Origin of the sequence: Mesorhizobium sp. WSM4310, assembly GCF_007003935.1 — a bacterium.
GTDB lineage: Bacteria > Pseudomonadota > Alphaproteobacteria > Rhizobiales > Rhizobiaceae > Mesorhizobium.
On the sequence record NZ_VFTA01000017.1, the window covers coordinates 123,727 to 139,709 of the forward strand.

Consider the following 15,983-nt stretch of genomic DNA (forward strand, 5'->3'; position numbering starts at 1 on the left):
ATTCGATACAGGATAAACACGGGTAGCCGACGCGCCCACATTTCCCCCAACGTGGTAAACAACGCGTTAACCAAGCTTAAGAAGTTGGAAGGAAGTTCGCTCTCGCTGCCACGGTGCGGCATAAAGCACCTTCACAGAACGCCCCTTGCGTCATGAGGCGGCTATCGGTATAGAATTGACGTAAACGTAAAAGGCGCATTTGAGTGTGCTGTTTGCGATTTTGTTTGTCGAAACCACGACTGGAAGCACGCCCCCGCTTCCAGTCAGGCGACGCATGGTCCAGGACCGCGACGCCACCAGACGGGGAAAGCCAGTGACCATGAAGCTTATCTCGGCCGGCGAGACCGCGGCCAATACCAATAATGTATCTGTCGAAGCCGGCGAGGACCTCGCCCGCATCGGCGAAATGGCCAAGAAATACGGCGTGACGCTGCGCACGCTGCGTTTCTACGAAGACAAGGGCCTGCTCAACCCGCAGCGGGACGGCTCCACCCGTCTCTACACGCGCCGCGACAAGGCCCGCCTGAAGCTGATCCTGCTCGGCCGCAAGGTCGGGTTCTCGCTGCGCGACGTCAAGCAGATGATGGATCTCTACGATCCGACCGGTTCCAACACCAAGCAGCTGCGGCTGGCGCTGGACAAGTCGGAGAAGCAGCTCGCCCGCCTGCAGAAGCAGCGGGCGCTGATCGATGACGCCATCAACGAGCTCTCCGGCTCGATGTCCGCGGTACGCCAGATGTTGGCCGAGCGCACGGCACCGCAGGCAAGCGTCGCGAGCTGAAGCAACCCACCGGTTCCGACTCAGTCGGAGTCTCGACCATCAAAGCCGCGTGGCTCTGCCGCGCGGCTTTTTCGTTGCCTGCATCTGGTTTCCTCGGCGCTGGCCTGCATGACGTCGCACCGCTAGAGCAATTCCAGGAAAAGTGTGAGCGGTTTTCCGTCCGGACTTGCGTTAAAACAATGAGATAGAGCGTTTCGCCGTTTCCGTGAAACGGTGAAACACTCTAGCTTCCCCAAGCTGGGTGGTCGGGAAATCTTGTCGCATCAAAAAATTGACGTTTACGCAAACGTCAATTTTTGCTATCTCGGCTTCAACACGGGTCTGCATGCTGCCCTGACATCAATTCGGGGGCTTTCGGACCAGGTCCGCAGGGTGGAGAAAAAGCATGCCGACATACAGGGCGCCGGTCCAGGATACGCTGTTCGTACTCAACGAGGTGCTGGGCTATCAGCGCTATTCGAACCTTCCCGGATTTGCCGACGCGACGCCAGACGTGCTGGAAGCGATCCTGGCCGAAGGTGCGAAGCTCGCCGAAAACGTCATGCATCCGCTCAACCGCGTCGGCGACATGGAAGGCTGCGTGCGTCACGACGACGGCTCGGTGACCACGCCCAAAGGCTTCAAGGAGGCCTTCGGCCAGTATCGCCAAGGCGGCTGGATGGGGCTGGCGGCGCCGGTCGAGTTTGGCGGCCAGGGCCTGCCCTATGCCGTGCACACCGCCGTCGCCGAATACATGGTCTCGGCCAACATGTCGCTGATGATGTATCCGGGCCTGACCCAGGGCGCCATCGCGGCGATCATCACCCACGGCACCGACGAGCAGAAGGCCAAATGGCTGCCGAAGATGGTCGAGGGCTCCTGGACCGGCACCATGAACCTGACCGAACCGCATTGCGGCACCGATCTCGGCCTGCTGCGCACCAAGGCGGTGCCGAACGGCGACGGTACCTACAAGATCTCGGGCCAAAAGATTTTCATTTCGGCCGGCGAGCACGACATGTCGGACAACATCGTCCATCTGGTGCTGGCCCGCATCGAGGGCGCGCCGGAAGGCGTCAAGGGTATCTCGCTGTTCATCGTGCCGAAGCTCAAGCTCGATGCTGCGGGCAATCCGGGCGAACGCAACACGCTCTCCTGTGGCTCGATCGAGGAGAAGATGGGCATCCACGGCAATTCGACTTGCGTCATGAACTATGACGAGGCCGAAGGCACGCTGCTCGGTGAGGAGAATGGCGGCCTCAAGGCGATGTTCACGATGATGAACGAGGCCCGCCTCGGCGTCGGCCTGCAAGGGCTTTCGCTGTCGGAGATCGCCTACCAGAACGCCGTTGCCTACGCCAAGGACCGCTTGCAGGGCCGTTCGCTCTCAGGCGCCAAGGCGCCGGACAAGAAGGCCGACCCGATCATCGTCCATCCCGACATCCGCCGCTCGCTGATGACCATGAAGGCCTTCAACGAGGCCGGCCGTGCGCTGGCGCTGTGGACGGCGATCAAGTCCGACGTCGCGCATCGCTCCGCCGACGACAAGGACCGCCAGGCGGCCGACGACTACACCGGCCTGATGACGCCGGTGGTCAAGGGCGTGCTCACCGACAAGGGCTTCGACCACGCCGTCATGGCGCAGCAGGTGTTCGGCGGTCACGGCTATATCGAAGAGCACGGCATGAGCCAGTTCGTGCGCGATGCCCGCATCGCCATGATCTATGAAGGTGCCAACGGCATCCAGGCGCTCGACCTCGTCGGCCGCAAGCTCGGCCTCAATGGCGGCCGCGCCATCCAGGCCTTCTTCAAGGAGGTCGGCGAATTCTGCGAGGAGAACCGCGCCGACGAGAAGATGGCGCCCTTCACCAAGGGGTTGAAGAAGGGCCTGAACGACCTGCAGGCGGCGACCATGTGGCTGGTGCAGAATGGCATGGCCAGGCCCGACAATGCCGGCGCGGCCTCGACCGACTATATGCACCTCTTCGGCCTTGTTGCTCTGGGCTACATGTGGGCGCAGATGGCCAAGGCAGCTCAGGGCAAGACCGGCGCCAACGGCACCCAGTCCTTCTACGACAACAAGGTGGTGACGGCGCGCTTCTTCATGGAGCGGATCATGCCGGAGACGTCGGCGCATCTCGCCCGTATTTCGAGCGGCGCTGACACGCTGATGGCCCTGCCTGCGGAAGCGTTCTAAAGATGGTTGCCCTCTCCTTCAGGGGGAGGGTCGGTTGAGGCCAGCGTGACGTGCGCCGGCGTCAACGCTGACGATGCGCTCTGGGAGGAGTACCATATCCACATGACCAGCCCCGCCGAAATACTTGGCCTTCCCAAGCCCGCCTGGGCGGCGGACGAGGTCGGCATGCTCTACGACATGGCAACCCGCTTCATGTCGGAGGAGATCGCGCCGCGCTACGACGAGTTCGAGAAGAACGAGATGGTCGACCGCGAGAGCTGGCGCAAGGCCGGCGCCGCCGGCCTGCTCTGCGCCTCGATGCCGGAGGAATATGGCGGTTCCGGCGGCACCTTCGCCCATGAGAGCGCCATCATCGAGGCGATCGGCCATGTCGGCGTCGATGGTTTTGGCATCGGCCTGCACAATTCGATCGTCGCCCCTTACATCCTCCACTACGGCTCCGAGGAGAAGAAGAAGAAGTGGCTGCCGAAGCTCGCCACCGGCGAGCTGATCGGCGCCATCGCCATGACCGAACCGGGCGCCGGCTCCGACCTGCAAGGCGTCAAGACGCGGGCCGAGAAGGACGGCAACCAGTACAGGATCAATGGTTCCAAGACCTTCATCACCAACGGCCAGCTGGCCAACTTCATCATCGTCGTCACCAAGACCGATCCGGAAAAGGGTGCCAAGGGCACCTCGCTGATTGTCGTCGAGACCGACGAGGTCGAAGGTTTTGAGCGCGGCCGCAACCTCGACAAGATCGGCCTGAAGGCCAACGACACGTCGGAACTGTTCTTCAACGACGTGCGCGTCCCGACCTCCAATTTGCTCGGCCACGAAGAAGGGCAGGGCTTCATCCAGCTGATGCAGCAATTGCCGCAGGAGCGGCTGCAGATCGGCACAGGCGCCATTGCCATGATCGAGCGGGCGCTGGCGTTGACCATCGACTATGTCAAGGAACGCAAGGCCTTCGGCAAGGCGATCATCGATTTCCAGAACACCCAGTTCAAGCTGGCCGAGCTCAAGACCGAGGCGACGATCGGCCGCGTCTTCTACAATGACTGCGTCACCCGCCACATCAATGGCGGCCTCGATCCCGTGACGGCCTCGATGGCCAAGTACTGGCTGAGCGACCTGCAGGGAAAAGTCGTCGACGAATGCCTTCAACTGCACGGCGGCTATGGCTACATGAATGAATATCCGATCGCCCGCATGTTCCGCGACGCTCGCGTCCAGCGCATCTACGGCGGCACCAACGAGATCATGAAATTGCTGATCGGCCGCTCGCTCTGAGAGCGGCGACCGGCAAACCCAAGGAGCACGAAAATGGCCGAAGCTTACGTCTATGACGCCGTGCGCACGCCGCGCGGCAAGGGCAAGAAGGATGGATCGCTGCACGAAGTGCCGGCGGTGCGGCTTGCCGCCAAGACGCTGGAAGCGCTGCGCGACCGCAACGGGCTGGACACCGGCACCGTCGACGACATCATCTTCGGCTGCGTCGATCCGGTCGGCGAGGCCGGCTCGGTCATTCCGCGCGCCGCCGCCTTCGAGGCCGGCTACGACACCAAGGCGCCTGGCATGCAGATCTCGCGCTTCTGCGCCTCCGGTCTCGACGCCATCAATTTCGGCGCCGCCAAGATCGCGCAGGGCGCCGACGAGATCGTCATCGCCGGTGGTGTCGAATCCATGTCGCGCGTCGGCATGGGTGCCTCCGGCGGCGCCTGGTTCATGGATCCTTCGGTCGGCCTGCCCGGCTGGTTCGTGCCGCAAGGCATCTCGGCAGACCTGATCGCCACCAAATACGGTTTCTCCCGGGACGACGTCGACGCCTATGCGGTCGAAAGCCAGACGCGGGCCGCCAAGTCCTGGTCTGACGGCCGCTTCAAGAATTCGGTCATTCCGATCAAGGACCAGAACGGCCTGACCATCCTCGACCATGACGAGCACATGCGGCCTTCGACCGACATGCAGTCGCTGGCATCGCTCAACCCATCCTTCGTCATGCCCGGCGAAATGGGCGGCTTCGATGCGGTCGCGGTGCAGAAGCACCCCGAGGTGGAAGAGGTCAACCACGTCCACCACGCCGGCAACTCGTCCGGTATCGTCGACGGCGCGGCGGCCGTGCTGCTCGGCTCGAAGAAGGCCGGCAAGGCGATGGGCCTCAAGCCCCGCGCGCGCATCCGCACCTTCGCCAATATCGGCTCCGAGCCGGTGCTGATGCTCACCGGCCCGGTCGATGTCACCGAGAAGCTCCTGAAGCGCGCCAAGATGAAGCTGTCGGACATCGACCTGTTCGAGCTCAACGAGGCCTTCGCCTCGGTGGTGCTGCGCTACATGCAGGCTTTCGAGATCCCGCACGACAAGATCAACGTCAATGGCGGCGCCATCGCCATGGGCCATCCGCTCGGCGCCACCGGCGCGATGATCTTCGGCACGGTGCTGGACGAACTCGAGCGCCGCGATCTGAACACCGCGCTGGTGACGCTGTGCATCGGCGCCGGCATGGGCACCGCAACGATCATCGAACGCGTCTGACGGGGAGAGAAACAATGAGCTACATCAATTTCACCCTCGATACCGACGCTGACGGCATTGCGCTCGTCACCTGGAACATGCCGGATCGCTCGATGAACGTGTTCACCGAGGAGGTGATGGGCGAACTCGACAAGATCATCGACCAGGTGGTGGCCGACGCCGGCATCAAGGGTGCGGTGATCACCTCGGGCAAGGACAGCTTCTCCGGCGGCGCTGATCTGACCATGCTGCAGAAGATGCTTGCCGTGTTCGCCAGGGAAAAGACCAAGGACCCGGAGAAGGCGGCAAAGCTGCTGTTCGACAATGCCGGTCGCATGAGCGGTCTGTGGCGCAAGCTCGAAACATCGGGCAAGCCCTGGGTATCGGCGATCAACGGCACCTGCATGGGCGGCGCCTTCGAATTGTCGCTGGCCTGCCACGGTCGCGTCGCCGCCGATTCAGACAAGGTCAAGATGGCCCTGCCGGAAGTCAAGGTCGGCATCTTCCCCGGCGCCGGCGGCACCCAGCGCGTGCCGCGGCTGACCGATCAGCAGCAGGCGCTGCAGATGCTGACCTCCGGCCAGAATCTGTCGCCGCAGAAGGCGAAGGCCATGGGCCTGATCCACGAGATCGCCGAGCCGGCCAAGCTGGTCGAGACTGCAAAGGCCATGATCAGGAACGGACTGAAAGCCGTCCAGCCCTGGGACGAGAAGGGCTTCAGGCTGCCCGGCGGTCAGATCTATTCGCCGGCCGGCTTCAATCTGTGGCCGCCGGCCATCGCCATCCTTCGCCGCGAGACCTATGGCAATTATCCGGCCGCCGCCGCCATCCTGAAATGCGTCTATGAAGGCCTGCTGGTGCCGTTCGACACCGCTCTGAGAATCGAACAGCGCTATTTCACCGAGATCATGCAGACCAGGGAAGCGGCGGCGATGATCCGCTCGCTGTTCGTGTCACTGCAGGAACTGAACAAGGGCGCCCGCCGCCCGCACGGCGTGCCGGAAACCAAGTTCAAGAAGATCGGCATTCTCGGCGCCGGCTTCATGGGCGCCGGTATCGCCTATGTCACGGCCAAGGCCGGCATTCCGGTGGTGCTGCTCGACCGCGACATGGAGTCGGCCGAAAAGGGCAAGGCGCATTCGGACAGCCTGGTCTCGGATCAGGTCAGGAAGGGCCGCGCCAAGCCGGAGGAGAAGGACAAGCTCCTGTCGCTGATCACGCCGACAGCCGATTATGCCGATCTTGCCGGCTGCGACCTCGTGGTCGAGGCGGTGTTCGAGGATTCGGCCGTCAAGAAGGCCGCCACAGAACAGGCGGAAGCCGTGCTTAAGTCGTCCGCGATCTTCGCGTCGAACACCTCGACCATTCCGATCACCTCGCTGGCGAAGAATTCGGCTCGGCCGAAGAATTTTGTCGGCATCCACTTCTTCTCGCCGGTCGACAAGATGATGCTGGTCGAGATCATTTTGGGCAAGAAGACCGGCGACAAGGCGCTCGCCACCGCGATCGACTTTGTCCGAGCCATCAAGAAGACACCGATCGTCGTCAACGACACGCGCGGCTTCTACGTCAACCGCTGCGTGCTGCGCTACATGTCGGAAGCCTACAAGATGCTGATCGAGGGCGTGCCCGCGCCGATGATCGAGAATGCGGCGAAGGCCGCCGGCATGCCGGTCGGTCCCTTGGCGCTGACCGACGAGACGGCGATCGACCTTGCCCAGAAGATCATGAAGCAGACCATCAGGGATCTCGGTGACAAGGCCGTCGACCCCAAGCAGATGGCGCTGATCAACACCATGGTCGACGACCATGGCCGCTTCGGCCGCAAGAACGGCAAGGGTTTCTACGATTATCCGGCCAAGCCGGCCAAGAAGAAGCTGTGGCCGGGACTGAAGGACCTCTATCCGCAGCTTGCGCCCGAGAAGGTCGATTACGAGGAGCTGCAGCAACGGCTGTTGGTCACCACGGCGCTGGAAGCGGCGCGGGTGATGGAGGAAGGCATCGTCACCGATCCTCGCGAGGCCGATGTGGGCTCGATCCTGGCCTTCGGCTTCGCGCCCTACACTGGCGGCGCGCTGTCCTATATCGACGGCATCGGCGCCAAGGAATTCGTCAAGATCGCCAAGGGACTGCAGAAGAAATACGGCGCCGAGTTCAAGGCGCCCAAGCTGCTCCTCGACATGGCCGAAAAGGGCGAAACTTTCTACCAGCGCTTCGATCCCTACGCCAAGGGCGACGTGAAACAGGCCGCCTGACGCCGGCCGAAACACAAAGGCTGGCCGACACACAAGGGACGCCATAGCACGTTCATTTTGCGCATGATGGCCACGGCACGCAGCCGTGGCCGAGCGGATGTTCATAACCTCCCATCAGGGCCTGCGCCCGGATAGGCTGATCTCCGACCATCGACTGCTGAAACCGCGCTCTTCGCGCGGCCAAGGGCGCGCCGTCTGGGCGTGGCGGCACGCAGTTTTGTTAGCGATCCGCCAGCTGCGCCCGGGTAGTGTCTCAGTTTGAAATCCGGCGGCCTTTACGCGCTGCTCTCGCTCTTGCCCTTCCGATGCGGTATGATTTTGTTTGGGAAAGCCAAATTTGATGGGCACTGGAATGTTGTCCTCCGACCTCACGAATGTCATCGAACAGGATCATTTGGCTGTGGGTGCTTTTGTTAAGGGCGATCCTGAGCCCCTGAAAAGCCTGTATTCGCGACGCGATGACGTGATAATCGCGAACCCGTTCGGTCCACCGGCCAGGGGATGGACAAAGGCTGCTGAGACCATGGATCGAGCTGCCACCAACTATCGGGATGGCGAGGTCATCGGCTTTGAGCGAATTGCCGAGTACGCGACGGCAGACTTGGGCTATATCATGGAGATCGAGCGGGTCCGATCCAAGGTTGGCGGCGCCGATAAACTGGCGCCGATTGCGCTTCGGACCACCACTATTTTCCGGCGGGAGGATGGCGTGTGGAGGATCGTTCTACGTCACGCCGATCCTATCACGTCGGGACGGCCAGCGGCGTCGGTAGTTGGTCAGTAGAAGATACCAACTGGACCGAAAGGTCAAAAGCGCCCCGCCGATGTGATCGGCAATGCCGTCCGCACCATGCGCATTGCTACCGGCGAGGAAGCCGACGATCTGCAGGTCGACGGCAAGAGCGCCGCCGCCAAAGAGCTTGATTCGAAGAGTGGCAAGAAGCGCGCCGAGAATATGACGCCAGAACGGCGCGCCGAGATCGCGAAGAAGGAGGCGGAAAGCCGCTGGAAGCGCTAGGCGCGCGCCTCTCGCCATTGCCGCTCCGCAAACTAAGACACTACTTGCGCCCGGTGGACATGGCGGCGAATGCGCGCTAGACAGGAAGAGGCATTTTTTCCTGTTTCGAGGAGAGCGAGATTGCTCTCGCATGAGCGTGTCTGGGCTGCCATCGATGCTCTTGCCGAGCGCTATTCGCTTTCGGCGTCAGGTCTGGCGAGGCGCGCAGGCCTCGATTCGACCGCCTTCAACAAGTCGAAGCGCCTGTCCTCGGATGGCCGGCCGCGCTGGCCCTCGACCGAATCACTGGCCAAGATCATCGAGGCGACGGGTGCCTCGCTCGACGAATTCACCGGGCTGATCGAAGGCCGCATAGGCGCTGCGCCCGCCTACAGGCGCTCCGTGCCGCTGCTCGGCTTTGCCCAGGCCGGTGCCGGTGGCTTCTTCGACGATGCCGGCTTTCCGGCCGGGCAGGGCTGGGATCTGGTCGAACTGCCGGCGCAATCGACCGAAAGCTCCTATGCGCTGCAGGTGCAGGGCGATTCCATGCTGCCGCTCTATCGCAATGGCGACGTCCTCATCGTCGAGCCGGGAGCCATCACCCGCAAGGGCGATCGCGTCGTCGTCAAGACCATATCGGGCGAGGTGATGGCCAAGGTGCTCGAGCGCCAGACCGTCAAGTCGATCGCGCTGGTCTCACTCAATCCCGATCATCCCGACCGCGACATTCCCATGCGCGAGGTCGAATGGGTGGCGCGGATTGTCTGGGCAAGCCAGTAGGTCGGGCTGGTGCGGGTACCTCATCTCATTGTGGCGGTTCTGATGATCCCGGTGATGGCGGCCCTGGTCGTCGCCGGCGGCCGCACGCTGAAAGGAAGCCAAGGCACCGTCGCGGTGGATCAGATCGATCCCGGCACGGACACGATCTCTCAGGCCGGCACCGATGCCGGGTCTGACGAGCCGGCCACCTCAGCCATTCCCGCGCCGGCCGTTCCGCCACCGCCAAAGGCGGCGGTGCATTCGCGGGCGATCGATCCGGACGTCGTCGCGCCGCCGGAACTGCGCGTTGGGGAACTCGAGCGGGTCGAGCCGCGCCAGCCGCTGAGCAAGCTGGCGCTGGCCATGCCGCCCAAGCCGAAGATGCCCGATGACTGGAATGGCACCAAGCTGTTCCAGCCGGTCGCGACCGCCGCCGGCCTGATCGAGGCGAAAGGCTATTCGGTCGCGATCTCCGGCATCGATGCCGTCGGGCAGGACGAGACCTGCACCACCGACGGCAAGTCCTGGCCGTGCGGCATTCGTGCGCGCACGGCGTTCCGCGCTTTCCTGCGCGGCCGCGCCGTGGTCTGCACGGTGCCGCCCGAAGGCGGCCGCGACCGCATCGCGGCGGAGTGCCGGATCGGCAAGCAGGACGTCGGCCAATGGCTGGTCGACAATGGCTGGGCGCGTGCCGCCAAGGGCGGACCCTATGTCGCGGCCGGTGAAAAGGCGCAAAGCGCGAAGAAGGGCATTTTCGGGTCGGCGCCGAACCTGGCCGGCATGTCAGCGGTTCCGCCCGCGCCAGCCCCGGCGCCTCAGGCGCCGGGCTCGATCCTGGAAGAGGTCGACGGCGCCCTCAAGCCAGCTGACCAGCCAGCGCCTGCTGAATGAGCGCGCGGGTCTCGGCGACGCCGTAGAGCGCGGCGAACGAGCCGAAGCGCGGACCGCGCTCCTGGCCGATGAGCACCTGGTAGATCATCTGGAAGAAGGCGCCCGAAACGCCCGGGCCGCCCTCCGGGCTCTGCTTGGAATGATCCTGATAGCGTTCGATCTTGCGCGCCACATTGAGCGAAGCGTTCTGGATCGCTTCGCCGCCGGCATCCGCCGGCAATGCACCAAGTGCCGCGTCCAGGGCCTCGAGCGCCTCGCGTTCGACCTCGTCGGCCGCACGGAAGGTCTTCGTCGGCCGCACGAAATCGTCGAAATAGCGGATGGCGTGGCCGACCAGCTGGTCGAGATCGGGATGCGTCTTTGGCGTCACGCCTTGCGTATGGCGCGAGATGAAGCCCCACAGCACGTCCTTGTTCTGCGCATTGGAGGCGCTGACCAGGTTGAGCAGCAGCGAGAACGGCACCGGCATGTCGATATCAGGCGGATTGCCGTCATGCATGTGCCAGACCGGATTGCCCAGCCGCTCCTTCCAGTCCTGCCTGGGGTAGGCGCCCAGGAAGGTGTAATACTCATCCACCGCCCTCGGAATGACGTCGAAATAGAGCTTCTTGGCCTGCCGCGGCCGCTGGTACATGTAGAGCCCGAGACTTTCGGTCGGCGCATAGGTCAGCCACTCGTCGATGGTCAGGCCGTTGCCCTTCGACTTCGAGATCTTCTGGCCGTTTTCGTCGAGGAACAGCTCGTAGACGAAATGCTCCGGCGCGCGCCCGCCCAGGATGTTGCAGATGCGGTCATAGACCACCGCGTTGGTCTGATGGTCCTTGCCGAACATTTCGAAATCGACGCCGAGCGCTGCCCAGCGCATGCCGAAATCCGGCTTCCACTGCAGCTTCACCCGGCCGCCGGTGATCGAAAGCGTGGTCTCGGTGCCTTCATCGTCGAAGGTGATGGTGCCGGCCTTGGCGTCGACATGCTTCATCGGCACGTAAAGCACACGGCCGCTCTTCGGAGAAATCGGCAGGAACGGGCTGTAGGTCGCCTGCCGTTCCGGCCCGAGCGTCGGCAGCATCACCGCCATGATCTTGTCGTAGCGCTCGGCGGCGCGCAGCAGCATGGCGTCGAAACGGCCTGACTTGTAGTACTGCGTCGCGCTGGCGAATTCGTAGTCGAAGCCGAACGTGTCGAGGAAGCGGCAGAGCATCGCATTGTTGTGGTCGGCGAAGCTCGCATAGTCGCCGCCGAACGGATTGGGGACCGAAGACAGCGGCTTGTGCAGATGCGGCTCGAGTGCCGCGCGATCCGGCACGTTGTCGGGTATCTTGCGCATCCCGTCCATGTCGTCGGAGAAGCACAGCAGCTTGGTGGCGACCTTGTCCTGTGTCAGCACGCGGAATGCATGGCGCACCATCGAGGTGCGCGCCACCTCGCCGAACGTGCCGATGTGCGGCAGGCCCGACGGGCCATAGCCGGTCTCGAACAGGATCGTCTCGGGGAAGTCGCTGCCTTTGTAGCGCTCGATGATCTTTTTGGCTTCCTCGAACGGCCATGCCTTGCTCTCGGCCGCTGCCGCCAGCAGTTCGGGGTTGAGATCGATTATGTTTGATCCCGCCATGGTCGCGTTTTCCAAATTGTTCGCCGGCCAGATCATTCGCCGGTATGGTCGCAGTGTCGATTTTCAACCGGTCCTCTAGGCGCGCATGGCCGGAGCGTCAACGCGTGGGGCGCTTTTTCCTTGCGACCTTCGACCCCCGTTCCTACCTTCGAAACCCGTTCAAGGAGTAAAGAATGCCGTCGCCGACCCCGCATGAAGCCCTGATCTACCTGATGGTCATCACCTCGGCCTCCGACCGCGACATGACCGATGTCGAACTGGCCCGGATCGGCGACGTTGTCCGCTCATGGCCGGTGTTCGAGGATTTCAAGCAGGACCGCCTGGTTCCCGTCGCCCAGGCTTGCCAGAAGCTGCTGCAGGAAAAGGATGGCCTCGATGGTGTCCTGGCCCAAATTGGCGACGCCCTGCCGGAGCGCCTGCGCGACACCGCCTACGCCGCCGCCTTCGAAGTGGCCGCCGTCGATCTCGAAATGCGCATGGAGGAAGTCCGGGTGCTGCAGTTGATCCGCCGCAAGCTCGATCTCGACACGCTGACCGTCGCCGCCATCGGCCGCGCGGCCAAGGCGCGGCTGCGCACCCTGACCTGAATCTCAACAACCCTGGGCCGTGCTCTGAATCAGAAAAAACTGACCGGGAAATAGCGCAGGTAGAATTCGGCGAAGGTGCCTTTCATCGAGATCTCCTGCAGCGCGTAATCGATCGCTGCGGCCAGCGCCGGATTGTCCGCCCGTGTGGCGATAGCCATGCCCGTGCCCAGATATTCGGGCGCCAGATAGGGACCGCCGGCAAAACGGCAGCACCGGGCTGCATCCGAGCCGCCCAGCCAGAAGGCGAAACGCATGCCGTCACCGAAGGCGGCATCGATCTTGCCCGCCTTGAGATCGCTGTAGAGGGCTTCCGGTCCGTCGAAGGAGACGATTTGGACCGTGCTGAAATAGTCGCGCAGCATGCGCTCATGCGCCGAGCCGGCGAGAACGCCGACGCGCTTGCTGCGCAGCTTGTCGAAGACCGGTTCGGCAAGTGCCTTGTTCTTCGGCGTGATGAAGCGCGCCGGAAACGGCAGATAGGAGCGCGAGAAGGCGTATGTCTGGCGCGATTGCGGCGTCGCGGCGATGCCGGCGATGATTGCTTCGCCTTCGCCTTTCTCGAGGGCCCCTTCAAGCTCGCCCCAGGGCAATGCCTGGATCTGGCATTTGTCGGCAATGCCGAGTTCGGCGCAGATGGCGCGCGCCAGGTCGATGTGGAAACCGGACAGCTTTCCCGCGCCATCGAGGAAATTGAAGGGCGGAAAATCCGTGGTCGTCAGGAATCGCAGCCGTGGCAGTGCCGAGAGGTCGGGCTTCGGCAACCGCTCCTTGGCGTCCCACAATACCGGTACCTGCGGTTCGGCCGCGCGCGCCGCAGGAGCCGATGGCAGTGCCGCGATCAGCAGCGACGCCAGGACCAGGAACCTCCATTGGAACGCCACGATAGAACTCCGCGCCCTCGATTAGCACCGGTTTTGGTACGAAAATGGTACAGGCACAATGGTTTTTGATTTCAACGCGCCAATTTCAGGCTATGCTTTAGCACGTTTGCAAACAGCGGTGGCTGCCCTGGTTGGGGGACCCGGGTCGAGAACCACAACCGAGAATGTGCGTGTTGCAATCCGTGGTCGGTGGCCAAATGCAGACAACGCATGGACCATTGATCTCAATGCATGAGGCAACATGGGGTTATGTTGCGATGGGTCAATTCGATCGCACGCTGGAATACATAGACCAACTGCAGCACGCCGGAACGGCGGCAGCGGTCTGCGAGAAACTTTTGGGCATAACCTCGGATTTCGGTCTGACCGCGCTGATGGCGGGAACCGTTCCGCAGCCAGGCACACCGACAGGGCAGCAAAAGCAGCATGTGCTGCTTTGCGACTGGCCTGTCGAATGGCTGGAGCGCTACGTGGCGCGCAACTATGTCGACCACGATCCGGTGGTCAGCCACATGAAGCAGCTGCAGGCGCCGTTCCAGTGGCGCGAAGCCGCCCAGGGCATTAGCTTCGACAAGAGCAGCGATGAGGTGATGGGCGATGCCGGCGCCTTCAAGCTGCGCGACGGGCTGGCCTTCCCGCTGATCACGCTCGATGGCCAGATCGTCATGGTGTCGCTGGGTGGCGAGGCCGTGCAGCTGTCGGCGGCCGAGTTCGGCCTTGTGTCGCTGGTCTCGACCTATGCCGTTGGCCGCGCCATGCAAATCCACACCATGGCGACCAAGACCATCGACCACATAGAACTGACCCCGCGCGAGCGCGAATGCCTGCAATGGGCCGCCGTCGGCAAGTCGGAATGGGAGATTTCGCAAATCCTCGGCATCTCCGAACACACGTCGGAGAAACATCTTCTTAACGCCAAAAGCAAACTCGGTGCCGTCAACCGGGTCCAGGCCGTCGCCGAAGCGATAAGGCGCGGCTACATTAGTTAGGTCGGCCGTGCCGACCTGGAATTTCTTGCCTACGTGATCACGCAATTTTCTCGTTGAGGCACGGCCGTATCTTCCTCTTAAACCCAGGAGACGACGGCATGCTTTTTTGTCTTACAACTCAGGAATTGATGGAACGTCCCGACCTTTGGGAGGCCGTCCATCGTCTACGCTACCAGATATTTGTCGAGGAGATGGGGTGGGAGGACCTGCGGCGGCCGGACGGATTCGAGGTCGACCAGTTCGACCATGACGAGGCGGTGCATCAGATCGTCATCAGAGGCAACGAAGTCGCGGGCTATCAACGGATGTTGCCGACCACGCGGCCCCATCTGCTGACCGAGGTCTTGGCAGACCTTTCCGAAGGAACGCCACCATCGGGCCCCAACATCTGGGAATTGACCCGCTATGCGGTGGCTCCCGGCTTTCGCGATGGTCGTCGCGGCGTCTCGACCGTCGGAACCGAATTGATCGCCGGCTTCGTCGAGTGGGGGCTGAAGCGCGGTGTCGACAAGGTGATCATCGAGTTCGAGCCGATGTGGGTGCTGCGCGCCCTGCAGCTGCATTTCCTGGCGACGCCGTTGGGCTATCAGCGCACCTATGGCAATCAGCAGGTCGTGGCGACCCTGCTCTCCTTCAATGAGCACACGCTGGACGTTGTGCGTTCGCGCCGCAACCACCACGCTCCCGTCCTGGCCCGGGGATATCCCGACATGTTCGGCCAAAGGAGGGCGTCATGAGGTTGGAGACCGCCATGAACCCGCACCCGCAGCCGGAACTGCGCAACCACACGCTGATCGTCACCGTGTCGTCGAATGACGGCCGGCCGGTGCTCGACAGAAGGGCCTATGAAAGCCTTGCCAGGACGTTCCATGAAGCCGCCGACAATGACGAGGTCCGTGTCGTCGTGCTGCGTGGCCTGGCAGGCTGCTTCTGCCTCGGCGGCGACTTTTCCGAATTCCTCGACGCCACCAAGCACCAGAAGCTGATCGCCGCCGTTACCGACATGTTCCGCACGCTGGCGACATTCCCCAAGCCCATCCTCGCCTGCGTCGACGGCGATGCCGTCGGTGTCGGCTGCACCATCCTGTTCCACTGCGACATGGTGATCGCCTCGAATGAAAGCACGTTCCGCGTGCCGTTCGTCGATTTCGGCCTTGTGCCGGATGCGGCGACCAGCATCCTGGCGCCGCAGAAGCTCGGCTATGCCGGCGCCTTCCGCTTCTTCTGTCTCGGCGACACGCTTCGCGCCGAGGACGCCAGGGCACTCGGCCTCGTCGCCGAAATCGTGCATGACGGCGTGGAGGAGGCGACACTTGGCCGCGCCAGGCAGCTCGCCAAGAAGCCGGTTGCCGCCCTGCTGCAGACCCGCGGCCTGCTCAAGGGCAACACCGGCGCGCTGTGCGACCGCATCGACCAGGAGATATCGCTGTTCCAGCAGGCGTTGCAAGACGACACCACGCTGCGGCGCCTGCAGCGGATCGCCCGGCTCGCGGCCTGAGCAACCGCGTCAAGAGCCACGCGCCGCCGGTAGCAGTGGCCGCGCGGCGCGGGGCGGGCGTACC

At 63.1% G+C, this 15,983-nt stretch carries 15 protein-coding genes; 13 read left to right on the forward strand and 2 right to left on the reverse strand.

Going from position 1 to position 15,983, the window contains the following annotated elements:
• The first annotated feature begins 319 nt into the window (after nt 1-319).
• The 9 genes from FJV80_RS19345 to FJV80_RS19385 all read left to right on the forward strand — a co-directional run bounded on the left by FJV80_RS19345 (nt 320) and on the right by FJV80_RS19385 (nt 10,352).
• Nucleotides 320-781, forward strand: coding sequence for a MerR family DNA-binding transcriptional regulator (locus FJV80_RS19345; RefSeq protein WP_081296132.1), 462 nt, complete (start codon nt 320-322; stop codon nt 779-781).
• Nucleotides 782-1,166: 385 nt separating this feature from the next.
• Nucleotides 1,167-2,957: an acyl-CoA dehydrogenase gene (locus FJV80_RS19350; protein ID WP_142877152.1), complete on the forward strand. Its 1,791-nt coding sequence runs from the start codon at nt 1,167-1,169 to the stop codon at nt 2,955-2,957.
• 102 nt (nt 2,958-3,059) lie between these two features.
• Nucleotides 3,060-4,229, forward strand: coding sequence for an acyl-CoA dehydrogenase family protein (locus FJV80_RS19355; RefSeq protein ID WP_142877157.1), 1,170 nt, complete (start codon nt 3,060-3,062; stop codon nt 4,227-4,229).
• 33 nt (nt 4,230-4,262) lie between these two features.
• On the forward strand, nt 4,263-5,471 hold the full coding sequence (locus FJV80_RS19360) for an acetyl-CoA C-acetyltransferase (protein WP_095787303.1): 1,209 nt from the start codon (nt 4,263-4,265) through the stop codon (nt 5,469-5,471).
• Between the two features lie 14 nt (nt 5,472-5,485).
• Nucleotides 5,486-7,705, forward strand: a complete 2,220-nt coding sequence (locus FJV80_RS19365; RefSeq protein ID WP_142877153.1) for a 3-hydroxyacyl-CoA dehydrogenase NAD-binding domain-containing protein — start codon at nt 5,486-5,488, stop codon at nt 7,703-7,705.
• Nucleotides 7,706-8,045: 340 nt separating this feature from the next.
• A complete protein-coding gene (locus FJV80_RS19370) occupies nt 8,046-8,489 on the forward strand; it encodes a nuclear transport factor 2 family protein (RefSeq protein WP_095771877.1) in 444 nt (147 codons plus the stop codon).
• 42 nt (nt 8,490-8,531) lie between these two features.
• On the forward strand, nt 8,532-8,723 hold the full coding sequence (locus FJV80_RS19375) for an RNA-binding protein (RefSeq protein ID WP_246688997.1): 192 nt from the start codon (nt 8,532-8,534) through the stop codon (nt 8,721-8,723).
• Between the two features lie 120 nt (nt 8,724-8,843).
• Complete coding sequence (locus FJV80_RS19380; RefSeq protein ID WP_095771878.1) at nt 8,844-9,482, forward strand: helix-turn-helix transcriptional regulator; 639 nt, start codon at nt 8,844-8,846, stop codon at nt 9,480-9,482.
• A 9-nt stretch (nt 9,483-9,491) separates the two neighbouring features.
• A complete protein-coding gene (locus FJV80_RS19385; protein ID WP_348643979.1) occupies nt 9,492-10,352 on the forward strand; it encodes a thermonuclease family protein in 861 nt (286 codons plus the stop codon).
• Here the strand turns inward: FJV80_RS19385 and FJV80_RS19390 are convergent.
• On the reverse strand, nt 10,318-11,964 hold the full coding sequence (locus tag FJV80_RS19390) for a lysine--tRNA ligase (RefSeq protein ID WP_095787347.1): 1,647 nt from the start codon (nt 11,962-11,964) through the stop codon (nt 10,318-10,320). The genes FJV80_RS19385 and FJV80_RS19390 overlap by 35 nt on opposite strands.
• Nucleotides 11,965-12,137: 173 nt before the next feature.
• Here FJV80_RS19390 and FJV80_RS19395 point away from each other — a divergent pair, with 173 nt between their 5' ends.
• Nucleotides 12,138-12,551, forward strand: coding sequence for a tellurite resistance TerB family protein (locus FJV80_RS19395; protein ID WP_142877155.1), 414 nt, complete (start codon nt 12,138-12,140; stop codon nt 12,549-12,551).
• Between the two features lie 29 nt (nt 12,552-12,580).
• On the opposite strand, the gene FJV80_RS19400 is transcribed toward FJV80_RS19395, so the two are convergent.
• Entirely contained in the window at nt 12,581-13,432 is an 852-nt protein-coding gene (locus tag FJV80_RS19400; protein WP_095787309.1) for a transporter substrate-binding domain-containing protein, read from the reverse strand.
• 257 nt (nt 13,433-13,689) lie between these two features.
• On the opposite strand from FJV80_RS19400, the gene FJV80_RS19405 reads away from it, so the two are divergent.
• The 3 genes from FJV80_RS19405 to FJV80_RS19415 all read left to right on the forward strand — a co-directional run bounded on the left by FJV80_RS19405 (nt 13,690) and on the right by FJV80_RS19415 (nt 15,919).
• Nucleotides 13,690-14,421, forward strand: a complete 732-nt coding sequence (locus tag FJV80_RS19405) for a LuxR family transcriptional regulator (RefSeq protein WP_095771882.1) — start codon at nt 13,690-13,692, stop codon at nt 14,419-14,421.
• A gap of 98 nt (nt 14,422-14,519) precedes the next feature.
• Nucleotides 14,520-15,158, forward strand: coding sequence for an acyl-homoserine-lactone synthase (locus FJV80_RS19410; RefSeq protein WP_095771883.1), 639 nt, complete (start codon nt 14,520-14,522; stop codon nt 15,156-15,158).
• Nucleotides 15,155-15,919: an enoyl-CoA hydratase-related protein gene (locus FJV80_RS19415; RefSeq protein WP_246688998.1), complete on the forward strand. Its 765-nt coding sequence runs from the start codon at nt 15,155-15,157 to the stop codon at nt 15,917-15,919. The genes FJV80_RS19410 and FJV80_RS19415 overlap by 4 nt, the downstream gene beginning before the upstream one ends.
• The last annotated feature ends 64 nt before the right edge of the window (nt 15,920-15,983 follow it).